General features: G+C 69.8%; 18 protein-coding genes and 1 pseudogene. 3 read left to right on the top strand and 16 right to left on the bottom strand.

Going from position 1 to position 14,983, the window contains the following annotated elements:
- Window positions 1–128: 128 nt before the first annotated feature.
- Window positions 129–590, top strand: a pseudogene (locus ACAG20_RS19185) (M23 family metallopeptidase); the annotation flags it as partial.
- Between the two features lie 2 nt (window positions 591–592).
- On the opposite strand, the gene ACAG20_RS19180 reads toward ACAG20_RS19185, so the two are convergent.
- The 11 genes from ACAG20_RS19180 to rplS form a co-directional block, all read right to left on the bottom strand.
- Window positions 593–1,492, bottom strand: a complete 900-nt coding sequence (locus ACAG20_RS19180; RefSeq protein ID WP_370493750.1) for a tyrosine recombinase XerC — start codon at window positions 1,490–1,492, stop codon at window positions 593–595.
- A 31-nt stretch (window positions 1,493–1,523) separates the two neighbouring features.
- Window positions 1,524–2,684 carry an alpha-hydroxy-acid oxidizing protein gene (locus ACAG20_RS19175; protein ID WP_370493718.1) on the bottom strand — a complete coding sequence of 387 codons (1,161 nt, stop codon included), beginning with the start codon at window positions 2,682–2,684 and terminating at the stop codon, window positions 1,524–1,526.
- A gap of 4 nt (window positions 2,685–2,688) precedes the next feature.
- Window positions 2,689–3,546, bottom strand: a complete 858-nt coding sequence (locus tag ACAG20_RS19170) for a siderophore-interacting protein (protein WP_370493717.1) — start codon at window positions 3,544–3,546, stop codon at window positions 2,689–2,691.
- A gap of 41 nt (window positions 3,547–3,587) precedes the next feature.
- Window positions 3,588–4,721: a DNA-processing protein DprA gene (dprA, locus tag ACAG20_RS19165; RefSeq protein WP_370493716.1), complete on the bottom strand. Its 1,134-nt coding sequence runs from the start codon at window positions 4,719–4,721 to the stop codon at window positions 3,588–3,590.
- The gene (locus ACAG20_RS19160) at window positions 4,718–6,229 is read right to left on the bottom strand and encodes a YifB family Mg chelatase-like AAA ATPase (RefSeq protein ID WP_112686692.1); all 1,512 of its coding nucleotides are present in this window, start codon (window positions 6,227–6,229) and stop codon (window positions 4,718–4,720) included. The genes dprA and ACAG20_RS19160 overlap by 4 nt, the downstream gene beginning before the upstream one ends.
- The gene (locus ACAG20_RS19155) at window positions 6,229–6,597 is read right to left on the bottom strand and encodes a YraN family protein (protein ID WP_112686684.1); all 369 of its coding nucleotides are present in this window, start codon (window positions 6,595–6,597) and stop codon (window positions 6,229–6,231) included. Before ACAG20_RS19155 ends, ACAG20_RS19160 begins: the two co-directional genes overlap by 1 nt.
- 555 nt (window positions 6,598–7,152) lie before the next feature.
- Complete coding sequence (locus tag ACAG20_RS19150) at window positions 7,153–7,818, bottom strand: GNAT family N-acetyltransferase (RefSeq protein ID WP_370493715.1); 666 nt, start codon at window positions 7,816–7,818, stop codon at window positions 7,153–7,155.
- Window positions 7,819–7,858: 40 nt separating this feature from the next.
- Window positions 7,859–8,164 carry a DUF2469 domain-containing protein gene (locus tag ACAG20_RS19145; protein WP_012393608.1) on the bottom strand — a complete coding sequence of 102 codons (306 nt, stop codon included), beginning with the start codon at window positions 8,162–8,164 and terminating at the stop codon, window positions 7,859–7,861.
- A complete protein-coding gene (locus ACAG20_RS19140; RefSeq protein WP_370493714.1) occupies window positions 8,161–8,880 on the bottom strand; it encodes a ribonuclease HII in 720 nt (239 codons plus the stop codon). Before ACAG20_RS19140 ends, ACAG20_RS19145 begins: the two co-directional genes overlap by 4 nt.
- Window positions 8,881–8,882: 2 nt before the next feature.
- A complete protein-coding gene (gene lepB / locus ACAG20_RS19135) occupies window positions 8,883–9,731 on the bottom strand; it encodes a signal peptidase I (protein ID WP_370493713.1) in 849 nt (282 codons plus the stop codon).
- 86 nt (window positions 9,732–9,817) lie between these two features.
- The gene (gene rplS / locus ACAG20_RS19130; RefSeq protein WP_083040048.1) at window positions 9,818–10,159 is read right to left on the bottom strand and encodes a 50S ribosomal protein L19; all 342 of its coding nucleotides are present in this window, start codon (window positions 10,157–10,159) and stop codon (window positions 9,818–9,820) included.
- 387 nt (window positions 10,160–10,546) lie between these two features.
- On the opposite strand from rplS, the gene ACAG20_RS19125 reads away from it, so the two are divergent.
- Complete coding sequence (locus tag ACAG20_RS19125) at window positions 10,547–11,440, top strand: hypothetical protein (protein WP_370493712.1); 894 nt, start codon at window positions 10,547–10,549, stop codon at window positions 11,438–11,440.
- On the opposite strand, the gene trmD is transcribed toward ACAG20_RS19125, so the two are convergent.
- The 5 genes from trmD to ACAG20_RS19100 form a co-directional block, all read right to left on the bottom strand.
- On the bottom strand, window positions 11,437–12,123 hold the full coding sequence (gene trmD, locus ACAG20_RS19120) for a tRNA (guanosine(37)-N1)-methyltransferase TrmD (protein WP_112686676.1): 687 nt from the start codon (window positions 12,121–12,123) through the stop codon (window positions 11,437–11,439). The two genes, ACAG20_RS19125 and trmD, sit on opposite strands and share 4 nt — an antisense overlap.
- Entirely contained in the window at window positions 12,120–12,641 is a 522-nt protein-coding gene (gene rimM, locus ACAG20_RS19115; protein ID WP_112686674.1) for a ribosome maturation factor RimM, read from the bottom strand. Before rimM ends, trmD begins: the two co-directional genes overlap by 4 nt.
- Before the next feature lie 11 nt (window positions 12,642–12,652).
- Window positions 12,653–12,895: an RNA-binding protein gene (locus tag ACAG20_RS19110; RefSeq protein WP_019736217.1), complete on the bottom strand. Its 243-nt coding sequence runs from the start codon at window positions 12,893–12,895 to the stop codon at window positions 12,653–12,655.
- An 8-nt stretch (window positions 12,896–12,903) separates the two neighbouring features.
- The gene (gene rpsP / locus ACAG20_RS19105; protein WP_083040051.1) at window positions 12,904–13,428 is read right to left on the bottom strand and encodes a 30S ribosomal protein S16; all 525 of its coding nucleotides are present in this window, start codon (window positions 13,426–13,428) and stop codon (window positions 12,904–12,906) included.
- Between the two features lie 168 nt (window positions 13,429–13,596).
- On the bottom strand, window positions 13,597–14,016 hold the full coding sequence (locus tag ACAG20_RS19100) for a nuclear transport factor 2 family protein (protein WP_112686670.1): 420 nt from the start codon (window positions 14,014–14,016) through the stop codon (window positions 13,597–13,599).
- 47 nt (window positions 14,017–14,063) lie between these two features.
- On the opposite strand from ACAG20_RS19100, the gene ACAG20_RS19095 reads away from it, so the two are divergent.
- Entirely contained in the window at window positions 14,064–14,933 is an 870-nt protein-coding gene (locus tag ACAG20_RS19095) for a D-alanyl-D-alanine carboxypeptidase family protein (RefSeq protein WP_370493711.1), read from the top strand.
- Window positions 14,934–14,983 lie beyond the last annotated feature (50 nt).

The following is a 14,983-nucleotide window of genomic DNA, read 5'->3' as shown; positions in this document are numbered from 1 at the left end:
TCAGCTCGCCTACGCGAACTGCGTCAATGAGTTTACACGCTCCGAGCAGGTGCTTTGTCCACAGCGGTGACTGGTCGGTTTCGGCTCCGCCGGGGTGAACTGGCCCAGTGCGGTTCACGGCGTTGTTCCTGGTCGCAAGCGTGCTGGCGGCGGCTCCGGCGCACGCCGAGGGGTTCCGGCTGGACTGGCCGCTGCGCCCGCGCCCGGCGGTGGTGCGCGGATTCGACGCGCCGCGCCCCGATTGGCAGCGCGGGCATCGGGGGGTGGATCTGGCCGGCGCCGCGGGCCAGCCGGTGTATGCGGCGGGAGTGGCGACGGTGGTGTTCGCCGCGCCGGCCGGCGGCGCGCCGGTGGTCTCGCTGGCGCATCCGGGCGGGTTGCGCACCAGTTATCAGCCGGTGCGCGCCGCGGTACGGCCCGGTCAGCGGGTCACGGCCACGACGGTGATCGGCGTGCTGGAGCCCGGGCATCCGGGCTGCGGCGCCGCGGCATGCCTGCACTGGGGGGCGATGTGGGGGCCGGCTTCGCGCGCTGATTACGTCGACCCGCTGGGGCTGTTGGCTTCGACGCCGATCCGGCTCAAACCGATCGGCTAGGCCCGCGGATGGGCCAGATCGTGCACCGCGCGCAGCCGGGCGACCGTGACGTGGGTGTAAAGCTGCGTGGTGGCCAGGCTGGAGTGGCCGAGCAGTTCCTGCACGATGCGCAGATCCGCGCCGCCCTCCAACAGATGGGTGGCCGCGGTGTGGCGCAGCCCGTGCGGCCCCATGTCGGGGGTGCCCCCGACCGCGGCGACGGTCTGGTGCACCACGGTGCGGGCCTGCCGCGGGTCCAGCCGACCACCCCGGGCGCCGAGCAGCAGTGCCGGGCCGGACTCCGCCGTCGCCAGCAGTGGGCGGCCCTGGGTCAGCCAGGCCTGCAACGCCTCGGCGGCCGGGTCGCCGAACGGCACCGTCCGCTGCTTGTTGCCCTTGCCGAGCACCCGCAGCAGCCGGCGTGAGGCGTCCACGTCGTCGACGTCGAGCCCACACAGTTCGCTGACCCGCACCGCGGTGGCGTAGAGCATCTCGGCGATCAGCCGGTCGCGCAATGCAATCGGATCGTTCTGCTCTGCACCGGATTTCGCGGCGAGCATGACGTCGTGCGCCTGGTCTTCGCGCAGCACCGCGGGCAGGGCCCGGCGGGACTTGGGCAGGGCGAGACGCGCCCCGGGGTCCGATGCCAGCAGGCCACGGCGGGCCGCCCAGGCGGTGAACGTCTTGACCGTCGAGGTGCGCCGTGCCAACGTGCTGCGGGCTGCGCCGGCGCCGGCCTGTTCGGCCAGCCAGCTGCGCAACAGCGGCAGGCTCAGCCCGTCGATACCGCTGTGCCCGCGCTCGGCCAGAAACGCGAACAGCGACCGCAGGTCGCCCAGGTACGCCCGCCGGGTGTGTTCGGACCGCCCTCGTTCCAGCGCCAGATGCTCGTCGAACTCCTCGAGAATCGCGTCCACCGGCTTACGGTCGCAGAGGCCGGTCATCGGCTCAGGTGACGCGCCGCAGCGTATCCGGGGTGAGATCAAGCCGTGATGGATAGCCGTCGACCGCCATGATCAGGTCGGCTTCGGCCAGCAGCGAACGCAGGACGTGCACGATCCCGTCGACCCCGCCCAGCGCCAGCCCGTAGGCGTAGGGCCGGCCGATTCCCACCGCGGTCGCGCCCAGCGCCAGGGCCTTGATGATGTCGGCGCCGGTACGGACGCCCGAGTCGAACAGCACCGGCAGCCCGTCGGCGGCCGCCACCACATCGGGCAGGCAGTCCAGCGCCGGCAGCCCGCCGTTCGCCTGGCGCCCGCCGTGGGTGGAGCAATAGATGCCGTCGACCCCGCCGTCTTTGGCGCGCCGGACGTCATCGGGATGACAGATCCCCTTGACGATCAGGGGCAGGTCGGTCAACGACCGCAGCCAGGGCAGGTCGTCCCAGGTCAGCGGATTACCGAAGGTTTGCACCCAGGACAGCACGGCGGCCTGCGGGTTCTCCTCGGGCGGCTGGGCCAGCCCCGCTCGGAACACCGGGTCGGAGAAGTAGTTGGACAGGCAGTGCCCGCGCAGCTGGGGGAAGTTCGAGGTCGCCAGGTCCCGGGGCCGCCAGCCGGGAACCCAGGTGTCCAGCGTGACGACGATCCCCCGGTAGCCGGCCGCCTCGGCACGGCACACCAAGCTGGCGGCCAGTTCCCGGTTCTTGGGCGTGTAGAGCTGGAAGAACCCCGGCGTGTCACCGAACTCGGCGGCGACGTCCTCCAGCGGGTCGGCGGTGAGGGTGGAGACCATCAGCGGGACGCCGGTGGCCGCCGCGGCCCGGGCGCTCGCCAGGTCGCCGTGGCCGTCTTGGGCGCAGATCCCGATGACGCCGATCGGGGCCATGAAGACCGGTGAGGGCAGCCGCAACCCGAACAGCTCGATCGACAGGTCGCGGTCGGTGGCGCCGACGAACATCCGCGGGATCAGCCCCCAACCGTCGAAGGCCGTGACATTGGCCCGCTGGGTGCGTTCGTCGCCGGCTCCGCCGGCCACATAGGACCACACCGACGGGGAAAGCGCGGCAGCGGCTTTGGCCTCCAACTCGCTGTAGGTCATCGGCAGCGCGGGCACCACCCCGGCCAGACCCTGCAGGTAGATCTCGAACTGGTAGTCGCCGAATGCCATGCCGCTAGTCTGCCGCAGTCTCGGCTGCCTCGTTACGGGCGAGCTCTTTCTTCCACTGCCGGAACGTCTCTTCGGTGCGGCCACGCCGCCAGTAGCCCGAGATCGACGCCCACTTGGCCGCCACCCCGCGCTCTTTTCTGATGTAGGGCCGCAGGTTGTGCATGACGGCCTGGGCCTCGCCGTGGATGAACACCTGAACCTGGCCCGGCAGCCATAGCGTGGTGGTGACAGCCTCGACCAGCGGGGCGTTGTCGCCCGCCCGGTCCTCTCCGACCAGATCGGCGCGGCCACCGCGGTACAGCCAGTTCAGTTGCACCCCCGACGGCGCGGCGAGTGCGATTTCGTCCTCCGGGCCGGCGACCTCGATGAAGGCCTTGCCGACCGCGTCGGCCGGCAGCGCCTCCAGGGCCGCCGCGATCGCCGGCAGCGCGCTCTCGTCACCGGCCAACAGATGCCAGTCGGCCGAAGGGTCGGGCGCGTAGGCACCGTTGGGCCCCATCAGATAGACCGGCTGACCGGGCTGCGCTGCAGTGGCCCACGGCCCGACGACGCCGTGGTCGCCGTGCACCGAGACATCGATGGAGATCTCTCGGGCGACCGGATCGGCGCGGCGCACCGTCAGGGTGCGGATCACCGGGCGATCCTCGTCCGGCAGCGCGTCGAAGCTGTCCAGTGTCAACGGCTGTGGTAGCGCGGCGACGTCGAGGTCGTAGCGCACGAAGACGACTTTGACGTAGGAGTCGGTGAATTCGCTCGGGCGGAAGGTGTCGTATCCGGGACCACCCAAGACCACCCGCGTCATGTGCTCCGAGAGCTGCTCGGTGCGGACCACCGCGAAGGTGTGAACCGGTCGTCCTGCCACGTTGCCCTCCCGTCTTGGCCTGTCTTGGCCGACTATACGAGCTACCGCTTCGGCCGGACGATCGCCCAGCTGCCGTCGCGCCGCTCCACCAGGCCCGCCACCTCCAACATCGCCAGCGGCCCGAACACCTGGGCCGGCGCCAGCCCGGAGGCGACCGCGACTTGATCGACGGTGACCACACCGCGGCCCGGTAAGGCTTCGTAGACCTGACGTTCGGCGACGCTGAGCCCGTCCAGCGGCGAGCCGGGCCGTGGCGGGTCGGCCGCCAGCTCACCGACCCGGCCGACCAGCTCGATCACCTCCTCGGCGCGGGTGACCACTTCGGCGCCACCGCGCAGTAACTGATGACAGCCGGCCGAGGCCGCGCTGGTGACCGGCCCGGGAACCGCGGCCACCGGCCGACCCAGCAGCCGCGCCCACGCGGCGGTGTTCGCCGCGCCGCTGCGCAGTCCTGCCTCCACCACCACCGTCGCCCCGGCCAGCGCTGCCACCAGCCGGTTGCGGGTCAGAAACCGGTGGCGGGCCGGTCGAACACCCGGCGGGTATTCGGTGATCAGCAGCCCGTTCCCGCCGATGCGATGCAACAGCGCGGAATGCCCTGCCGGATAGCAGATGTCGATCCCACCGGCCAGCACCGCCACCGTGGTGCCTTCGGCGGCGAGAGTGGCGCGGTGGGCGGCGCCATCGATGCCGTAGGCGCCGCCGGACACCACGGCCACCTCGCGTTCGACCAGTCCCGCGGCCAGGTCCGCGGCCACCAACTCGCCATAGCCAGTCGCGGCCCGGGTCCCGACGATCGCGGCGGCGCGTTCGGCGGTCTCGTCCAGACGTGCCGGGCCCACCGCCCACAACACCAGCGGTGCGCGGCAGTCCGGTTTCCTGCCGGCCTCGGCGCCGTCGAAGGCGGCGAACGCCAGCAGCGGCCATTCCTCGTCATCGGCGGTGATCAGCCGACCGCCGCGGCGGGCCAGCAACTCCAGATCCCCGGCGGCGGAGTCGATCTCGCGTCTGGCCTCGGTGCAGTCGGCCAGTTCCGGATCGACGGCACCGCGCCGGATCCGCTCGGCCGCCTCCACCGGACCGACCCGCGCGACCAATGCGGCCAGCTCCGGGCGCGGCGGTTCGGCGACACGGGACAGGTAGGCCCAGGCCCGCAGCTGCTCGTGGCCGCTCATCGGGCCGTTCCCGGCTGACGAAAACTCAGCGCAGCGGCGACCTCGTCCGGCCCGGGTGAGCACCGTCCCGCCAGGTCGCTCAACGTCCAGGCCACCCGCAGCGTGCGGTTGGCGCCGCGGATCGACAACAGGCCGCGGTCCAGTGCGGCTCGCAGCGGCGCCATCGCGGCGGTGCCGAGCCGGAACCTGCGGCGTAGCAACGCGCCGCTCACCTCGGCGTTGGTGTGGAAGCCATGTGGGCCCCAGCGCTGTGTCGCTGCGGCGCGGGCGTCGGCGACCCGGGCGCGCACCGCGGCCGTCGATTCGCCGTCGGCAGCGGAGAACGCGCCGGCCCGCACCGGATGCATCTGCACCCGCAGGTCCACCCGGTCCAGCAGCGGCCCGGACAACCGGCCGAGGTAACGGCGCTTGTCGATGGCCTTACAGGTGCAGTCGCGCGGGTCGGCCGGTGCGCACGGACAGGGGTTGGCCGCCATCACGAGTTGGAAGCGCGCCGGATAGCGGGCCACGCCGTCGCGTCGGGCCAACCGGATCTCACCGTCTTCCAACGGTGTTCGCAACGCTTCCAGGGCGCTGACCCGGATCTCGGCACACTCGTCGAGGAAGAGCACACCGCGGTGGGCCCGGCTTACCGCCCCGGGCCGGGCCATTCCGGAGCCGCCTCCGACCAGTGCCGCGACACTTGAGCTGTGGTGCGGTGCGATGAACGGCGGCCGGGTGATCAGCGGTGCGCTGCCCGACAACAGTCCGGCGACCGAATGGATCGCGGTGACCTCCAGCGACTCGCTTTCGGTCAGTGGCGGCAGCAGTCCCGGAAGCCGTTGGGCCAGCATGGTTTTGCCGATTCCTGGCGGCCCGGTGAGCAGCAGGTGGTGCGAGCCGGCGGCAGCCACCTCCACGGCGAATCGGGCTTGGGCCTGACCCACCACCTCGGCGAGGTCGGCAGCCGGGAGCAACTCCGGCTCGGCCGCAGCGATCCGCTCCCGCAGCCGTGCCGAACCGTCCAGCCAGTCGTGCAGCTGCCGCAGGGTTGCCACACCGTAGACGTCGATGCCCTCCACCAGGCTGGCTTCGGCGAGATTGTCCACCGGGACCACCGCGCGCGCCCAGCCCTCGTTCCTGGCGGCCAGCACCGCCGGCAACACCCCGTGCACCGGCCGGACCCGGCCATCCAACGCAAGCTCCCCGAGCAGCACCGTCTTCTCCAGCCGCGGCCAGGGCGTGCCACGATCCGCTGAGAGCACCGCGGCGGCCAGTGCGATGTCGTACACCGACCCCATCTTGGGCAGCGTCGCCGGCGAAAGAGCCAGCGTCAGACGGGATTGCGGCCAATTCTGTTCGCTGTTGGTGATCGCCGCCCGCACCCGGTCCCGCGACTCCTGCAAGGCGGCATCGGGAAGGCCAACCAGATGCACCCCGGGCAGCCCGGAACTGATGTCGGCCTCGATCTCCACGATCAGGCCGTCCAGGCCGCGCACTGCGACCGAGAACGCCCGCCCGAGCGCCATCAGCACGCCCCCTTCAGGTGGGTGATCTCCGGGGTGCGGCACCGCCCGATCCGCACCCCGATCACGTCCAGGCGGACGTCGTCCCAGTGGGATTGCTGGCCGGCCAGCCACACTCCGGCCAGCCTGCGCAATCTGCGCATCTTCTGAGGCGGGACCGCGTAGGCCAGCCCGCCGAAACCGTCACCGGTGCGGGTTTTCACCTCGACGAACACCACGCAGCGTCCGGCCGGGTCCGCAGCGATCACGTCCAGTTCGCCGTAGCGACAGCGCCAGTTGCGTGCCAGGATCGACCACCCCTGCCCAACCAGGTGGTCGACGGCCAGCTGTTCCCCGAGCGCCCCCAACTCGGCGCGCGTCATGGATGTCATGCCGATCAGGCTCGGTTATTGCGCCGACAGCGTCGAGCCGCGCCGCAGCGAAACCGGCTGCATCACGGTCGGTTATGCACAGTCGCGGCTGCATCCACAGCGCGAGCCGGGCCCAAGACGTACCGGCCCCGTCGGAGCTCACGCGGCGCGGAAGGCGCTGCAGATGATTCGTCCGTAGAACTCGCGAGGTCATCAGCGGTCCAGTCGTTCTCCGGGTCAAGCAGTGACCGCGATGCGGCTTCGCTGGACGACATCAACAACTCGATGAGGACCGGAGGTTTGCGGCCCAATTTCGCTGTGCCCCACCAATTGTCCAGGGCGGGGTCGATCTAGCGCGTCGCACTGGCAGCCATTTCCTGACGCGCGGTGGCGATCACGCCGGCCACCGACGGATCGGGGTAACTCGGAAACGCATTCTCCGCGCTGGTCGGACTTGCAGCGATCAACGCGCTCAACTTTGTGGAGTTGTTCGACCCGAACGCACCGCAAGATCTGGCAGCCCTACTGGTCGACGTCCCCTGACGGCCCGGGCCGGCGCCGTACTGAACCGGTTAGCTAGCCGGAGTGTGCGCCAGGCGCCCGCACTACCAGCGGTACCCCGGGGAAGTAGGCCGCCATCTCGGTACGCGCACGGCGCAGCGCGGCGGTGCCGTAGCCCTTCTTGCGGTGCTCGGGTTGGATCCAGATCCGGACGTTCACCTCGCCGCGGTTGAGGTCGCCGAAGACCATGCCGACCTTCTGGGCACCGTCGATGGCGACGAACAACGCGGCATCCTCGTCGTCCACCCGGGACAGCGCAGAGCGGATCTCATCGTCGAGACCGCCGGCCGGAGCGCCGGATCCGTCACCGCTGGCGCCGACGTCGGCGGTACGCAGCTCGAAGATGTCACGATCCGGTTCGCCGGCGAACGGCCGGAGCAGCAGCGTCTCCCCGGAGCTGGCCGGCCGGTCACCGAGGGTGAAGGTCAGCTCGTTGTTGAGGTCGTCGAGTTCGGCGGCGATCCGGCTCCGGGACTCCTTGGTCAGCTGATCCAACGACATCCCGATCACCGCTTCGCAGCCTGCCGGTGAGGTGCCGAGCAGGTTCGCGATCGCCTGCACCGCGGCCGCGCGGTCATCCGAGTCGACGATCACGTCGAGCACCTCGTGGCGCCGTTCCATGGCTTTGAGCAGGGCATCGGTGATCTCCCGGCGGGAGACGGCACGATCGACAGCGGTCATGACGTCAGCCTAGACCCAACACATCGGTGACGCTGCGATGTTATTCGGGCAGCCGCAGCTCGGGTTTCTCAACCTCTTCGATGTTGACGTCTTTGAAGGTGACCACGCGTACCTGCTTGACGAACCGCGCCGGCCGGTACATGTCCCACACCCAGGCGTCGGCCAGCCGCAGCTCGAAATACACCTCGCCGTCGGCGTTGCGCGGCACCATCTCGACGCTGTTGGCCAGGTAGAACCGCCGCTCGGTCTCCACGACGTAACTGAACTGGCCCACGATGTCCTTGTATTCGCGGTACAGCGAGAGTTCCATCTCGGTTTCGTACTTCTCGAGATCTTCCGCACTCATCGGGCACTCATCTGCTCAGTCGTCCTTCTGCTCGGTTCGTCCCCCATTGTCCCTGTCGCGACGGCGGCCGGCGCCGCCACGTTGCGCACGTTGCTGAACGAGTAACGGTGGTGGCCGCAGGGCCCCAGCGCCGCCAGTGCCGCAGTGTGCGCAGCGGTGGAGTACCCCTTGTGGTCGGCGAAGCCGTAGCCGGGATCGTCCAGTGTCGCCATGTACCGGTCTCGGCTGACCTTTGCCAGCACGCTCGCCGCGGCGATGCAGGCGGCCGCGCCGTCACCGCCGATCACCGGCAGCGACGGCATCGGCAGCCCCGGCACCCGGAACCCGTCGCAGAGCACGTAACCGGGCCGCAGGGCCAGGCCGGCCACCGCGCGCCGCATGCCCTCGATATTGGCCACGTGCACGCCGCGCGCGTCCACGTCGGCCGGCGGGATGAACACCACGTGGTAGGCCAGTGCATGCCGGCGGATCAGCGGGAACAACTGCTCGCGGGCGTTGGCGGTGAGCCTCTTGGAATCGTCGAGCGCCGCCAGCGCGGCGGGCCGGCCCGGCCCGAGCACACAGGCGGCCACCACCAGTGGTCCGGCGCAGGCACCGCGGCCCACTTCGTCGACGCCGGCCACCGGCCCCAGGCCACTGCGGTACAGCGCCGACTCCAGGGTGCGCAATCCCGGTGAGCGGCGGATCACTGTGCGTGGCGGCCAGGCCGGGGCCATCGCTATGGGCCCTGCTGCGGGTTGATCGCTTTCACCGGCCCCCACCGCGACGGCGGCCAGGCGATGAACCGGGTCTTGCCGATCACGTTGCTCACCGGCACGGTGCCCGCGTCGAGGTCCTCGCCGGTGCACAGCACCCGGCGCCGCAGATCGGGCTGGACCGCCACGGTGTCGCAGTGCGACCGCGAGTCCGACGAGTGGGTGCGGTTGTCGCCCATCACCCACAGTCGGCCGTCCGGCACGGTCACCGGACCGAACTCATTGCCGAGGCAGGGGTAGACCATCGGGTCGACCATGAGGGTGGCCGGATTCAGGTAGGGCTCGTCGAGCGCTTTGCCGTCGACGGTCAGGCCGGTGTCGTTGCGGCACTGCACCGTCTGACCACCCACCGCGATGACCCGCTTGACCAGATCGTTCTCGTCCGGCGGGACGAATCCGATGAAGGACAGCGCGTTCTGCACCCAGCGGATCGCGGTGTTGTCCGATCGGATCGACTTGTATCCCACATTCCACGACGGCGGGCCCTTGAAGACGACGACGTCGCCCGGGCGCGGCGCGCTGAACCGGTAGGTGACCTTGTCGACCATGATCCGATCGCCGACGCAGCCGTGGCAGCCGTGCAGCGTCGGCTCCATCGACTCCGACGGGATGAGGTAGGGACGCGCCACGAACGTCAGCACGAGGTAGTACAACACCAGCGCGGTCGCCACCAGGAGGGCGGATTCGCGCAGCGTGGTGCGCTTGCGATCGTCGGGTGCCGCTGCCGCTGCCGCGTCGGCCTCGACGTGGTCGGCCTCGGGCTGGTCGGCCTCAGGAGTGTTCTCGGGTGACGAGCCCGCGGTTTCGGTCACGAGATCAGGGTAGTGACCGCGTCAGCGGTGCCGGAGACCGACCGCGGGCGGTAGCCCGACCGGAGGCACCGGCACGCACCCGCGGGTCAGCGCTTCTCCTTGATCTTGGCCTTCTTGCCGCGCAGTTCACGCAGGTAGTACAGCTTGGCCCGCCGAACGTCGCCGCGGACCACGACGTCGATGTGGTCGACGTTGGGCGAGTGCACCGGGAAGGTGCGCTCGACGCCGACGCCGTAGCTCTCCTTGCGGACGGTGAACGTCTCGCGGACGCCGCCACCCTGCCGCCGCAGCACCACGCCCTTGAACACCTGGATGCGCTCCTTGGTGCCCTCGATCACCTTCACATGCACGTTGACCGTGTCGCCGGGGCCGAAGGCCGGGATGTCGTCGCGCAGCGACGCCTTGTCGACGATGTCCAGCGTGTTCATTGCGGAAACACTTCCTCGCGGGTCGCGGCTGCCGACCGGCTGCGCGCACGGTGCGCGTGCAGACGGTAGCCGAGCCGATGGGTTCGGGCCTGTTGTCGCATCGTGCGGTGACCGGGACGCCGGGCCCCACTGCAGTATCAACTGCCGGGCGACAACTGCTCAATTGTGCCAGACGCGGCGCAACCAGCGAAATCGCGCAAATCGCCGCTGGTAGTTACCGCGCGGGCCATCGGAGGCGTGATAAGTCTGGTGAGAGGCGGACTGCACGATCCCGTTGCGCACGCGGTAATCTATCCGGCGGGCCGATGGCTGCAGTGTGGCGAGCCCGGAGATGTCGATTACCCGACTGATGCCTGTTGAGGAGGCCTACCCGCCGTGCGGCCATCGATGCTTCTGCTGACTGTCGTCATGGTGATCTCAACGGTGGTATTCGGCTGCGACGAGAAGGTCTACGGTGCCGCCGCGACACGCCCCCCGCAGTCCCGGGCGCCTGAGGTGGCACCGGTGGCCACCGCGATCGAAGCACCCCGAGCGCCCGCGATCCCGCCGGTCGCCGTGGTCGACGGCCTGGCGGCCCGCATGCAGGATGCGACGGAGGAAGCGGCCAAGGCCGGTGCCAACATCTCGGTGGCCGTGCTGGACCGGATCTCACATCAATTGGTCACCAACGGCAACACCCACTCCATCGCCACCGCGTCGGTGGCCAAGCTGTTCATCGCCGACGATCTGCTCCACGACGCCGACGGCGCGTTGTCGGCGGACGACCAGGCGGCCCTGGACATCATGCTGCGGTCATCCGACGACGGCGCCGCCGAGACGTTCTGGAACGGGCGCGGCGGCAACGCGATCATCACCCGGGTGGCCGGCCGCTACGGCCTGGCCGGAACCGGACCGCCGTCCAACGGCGCCTGGTGGAACACCATCAGCACCGCACCGGACCTGGCCCGCTACTACGACATGCTGCTCAACGGCTCTGGCGGCCTGCCCGCCGACCGGGCCAACATGATCATCAGTGAGCTGGCACAGTCCACCCCGACCGGCATCGACGGCTATCCGCAGCGGTTCGGGATCCCCGAGGGCCTGTACAACGAACCGGTGGCGGTCAAACAGGGCTGGATGTGCTGCATCGGCAATAACTGGATGCACCTGTCAACCGGCGTGGTCGGTGCGGACCGGCGCTACGTGGTGGTGATCGAGTCGCTGCAGCCCAGCGACGATGCCACGGCGCGGGACACCATCACTCAGGCCATCAAGACCATCTTCCCCGGCGGCCGGATCTAGTCGAGCAGGTCGGGCCGGCGTTCCCTGGTGCGCTGTAGCGCGGCCTCACGGCGCCAGGCCTCGATCCGCGCGTGATCGCCCGAGAGCAGCACCTCGGGCACCTGCAGGCCACGCCATTCCGGCGGCCGGGTGTAGCTGGGCCCCTCCAGGAGTCCATCGCGATCCGGCGAATGCGAATCATCGTGCTGCGAAGCAGGATTCCCCAATACGCCAGGCATCAGCCGAAGCACCGCCTCGAGCATCACCAGCACCGCCGACTCGCCGCCGGCCAGCACGTAGTCGCCGATCGAGACCTCTTCGACCCGCATCCGACGAGCGGCGTCGTCGACGACCCGCTGGTCGATGCCCTCGTAGCGCCCGCAGGCGAACACCAGATGCTGTTCCCGGCTCCACCGCTGCGCGGTGGCCTGGTCGAACAGTGTCCCGGCCGGCGTCGGTATTACGAGAACCGTTTGCTCCGAACAGATCTCGTCGAGCGCATCTCCCCAGACCGGGGCCTTCATCACCATCCCCGGCCCGCCGCCATACGGCGTGTCGTCGACCGAGCGGTGCACATCGTGGGTCCAGCGCCGCAGATCGTGAACGGCCAACTCGACCATTCCGGACTCGATCGCCTTGCCCGGCAACGATTGCCGGATCGGGTCCAGATAAGCCGGGAAGATCGTGACGACGTCGACCCTCACGACGACAGCTCCAACAGCCCGTCGGGCGGATCGATGTACACCAGCTGCTCGGTCAGCGACACCGAGGTGACGATCGCCGAGACGAACGGCACCAACAGCTCTGCGCCATCGGGGCGGCGGACCGCCAGCAGCTCGCCGGCCCCGGTGTGCAGCACCTCGCTCACCGTGCCGATCTCCTCCCCCGCCTCGGTACGTACCCGCAGACCCTCAAGCTGGTGGTCGTAATAGGTGTCGTCCTCATCGATCGGCGGCAGATCCGCCGAGTCGATCACCAGCAGGCTGCCCCGCAGCGCGTCGGCCGCATCGCGGTCCGACACCCCGGCCAGCCGCACCAGCAGCCGCGAGCCGTGCGGGCGCACCGCGTCGATCACCACATCGCGCGGCTGCTCACCACGCTTCTTGGCGCACAGCACAGCGCCGGGAGTGAATCGCTCGTCCGGGTCGTCGGTACGGACATCGACCACGACCTCGCCGGTGATGCCGTGGGCCTTGACGACGCGGCCGACCGTCAGCTCCATGAGCCGGTCGGCTATCGGTCGGTGTCGACCACGTCCACGCGGATGCCGCGTCCACCGATACCGGCGACGAGGGTGCGCAACGCAGTGGCGGTGCGACCGCCGCGACCGATCACCTTGCCCAGGTCGTCGGGGTGAACGTGAACCTCGACGGTTCGGCCGCGCCGGTTGGTCACCATGTCCACCCGGACGTCGTCGGGGTTGTCGACGATGCCGCGCACCAAGTGCTCGACGGCATCAGCCACCACTGCACTCATCGTCGCGCTCAGCTCTCGGTGGCCGGCTCGGCGGCCTCGGCAGCGGCGGCCTCAGCAGTGGTGTCCTCCGCTGGGGTCTCGGCCTTGGCGTCGTCCTTGGCCTCGCCGGCGTCATCCTTGGCCTTCTTGCCCTCTGCCGCCTTGGGAGCCTTCTTCTTCTTGGCGGTCGTCGCCTCGGTGGTCGGGCCGCCCTCGGCCTCGGCCAGCGCGGCGTTGAACAGCTCCAGCTTGGACGGCTTGGCCGGCTTGACCTTCAGCTTGCCCTCGGCGCCGGGCAGCCCCTTGAACTTCTGCCAGTCACCGGTGATCTTCAGCAGCTTGAGCACCGGCTCGGTGGGCTGAGCGCCGACCGACAGCCAGTACTGGGCACGCTCCGAGTCGATCTCGATCAGGCTCGGCTCTTCCTTGGGGTGGTAACGGCCGATGACCTCGATGGAACGGCCGTCCCGGCGGGTGCGCGCGTCGGCGACCGAGATGCGGTACTGCGGATTGCGGATCTTGCCGAGCCGGGTGAGCTTGATCTTGACAGCCATGAGTTAACTCCTTGGTAGCACGCTGCAATTCAGCGACGGGGGCGGACTTGCCCTCATCCGGTTTTGCCTCGCGTGTGCGCCGCGTGACCGCACGCCCCTCTCGGGGCACAGCCGCGCGGCGGACAGCCGCCCATTGTGCCAGAACGGGCCCGGTCAGCAGAAATCGGCTCAGGGCAGCTTCTCGAAGCACTTGGTCTCGACCCGGCGGGTCATCCGCCAACCCTCGGGGCTGCGGACGAACTCGTCGTCGTACCACAGCCCCAGCAGCATGGTGGCCGGTGTTTCGCCGCCGAAGACCATCGGGTTGAAGCAGAAGGTGCGCGCGGTGGCCGTGTCGCCGTCGACCCGGATCGACGGCAGCCCCAACATGTGGGCGTAACCGGCGAAATTCGGCAACACCTCCGCCAGCCACGCCTTGACCTGCGGGTAGTTCCCGTCGATCCCGCCCATCGCGCGGTAGTCGATGTAGGCGTCGGCGGTGAACACCGCGTCGAGGTCATCGAAGCTGCGGGTGTCGATGGCGGTGGAGTAGTCGACCAGCAGCTGCTGGATCTGCCACCGGTCCGACATTTCGGCCTGGCTCAGCATTCCTCGATTCAACACTGCTGCGATGGCGGGCGGTAAGGTAACCGGCCATGCGGAAAATACTGGCCGCAATCGCGGCTGTGCTGGCCGTACTCGCCACCACCGCGGCGCCCGCCTCCGCCGATATCGCCCAGCCGCTGGGCTCCGCACCGATTCCGGCGGGGCCGGCGCCGAACTGGCTGATCGCCGACCTGGATTCCGGTCAGGTGCTCGCCGAGCAGAACGGCTACGCCGTCACCCCGCCGGCCAGCACGATCAAGGTGCTGCTCGCGCTGGTGGCCCTCGACGAGCTGAACCTCGACGACACCGTGATGGCCAGCCCGGCCGACACCGCGGTGGAGTGCAACTGCGCCGGGATCAAACCCGGCCGCAGCTACACCACACGCCAGTTGCTCGACGGCCTGCTGCTGGTATCGGGCAATGACGCCGCCAATGCACTGGCGGACATGCTCGGCGGGCCGGAAGCGGCGGTGGCGAAAATGAACGCCAAGGCCGCCGCGGTCGGAGCCACCGCCACCCACGCCAGCACGCCGTCCGGGCTGGACGGCCCCGGCGGTTCCGGCGCGAGCACGCCGCACGACCTGGCGGCCATCTTCCGGGCGGCGATGGCCAACCCGGTGTTCGCCGAGATCACCGCGCAGCACGCGGCGATGTTCCCCACCGAGTCCGGCGAGCGCCCGATCGTCAACATGAACGAGTTGCTGACCCGCTATCCCGGGGCATTCGGCGGCAAGACCGGATTCACCGACGCGGCCCGCAAGACCTACGTCGGCGCGGCCGCCCGCGACGGCCGACGGCTGGTGGTGGCGATGATGTACGGGCTGATCCGCGAGGGCGGCCCGACCTACTGGGATCAGGCCGCCGCGCTGCTGGATTGGGGCTTCGCGCAGGGCCCGATGTCGGGCGTCGGGAGCCTGTAGCTCTCGTTCACCCCGCCGCCGCGGTCGAACGTGTAATCAGTGCGAAAAAT

The organism is Mycobacterium sp. pW045, assembly GCF_041287085.1.
GTDB classification, from domain to species: domain Bacteria; phylum Actinomycetota; class Actinomycetes; order Mycobacteriales; family Mycobacteriaceae; genus Mycobacterium; species Mycobacterium algericum_A.
This window is presented reverse-complemented; position numbering and strand designations above follow the sequence as displayed.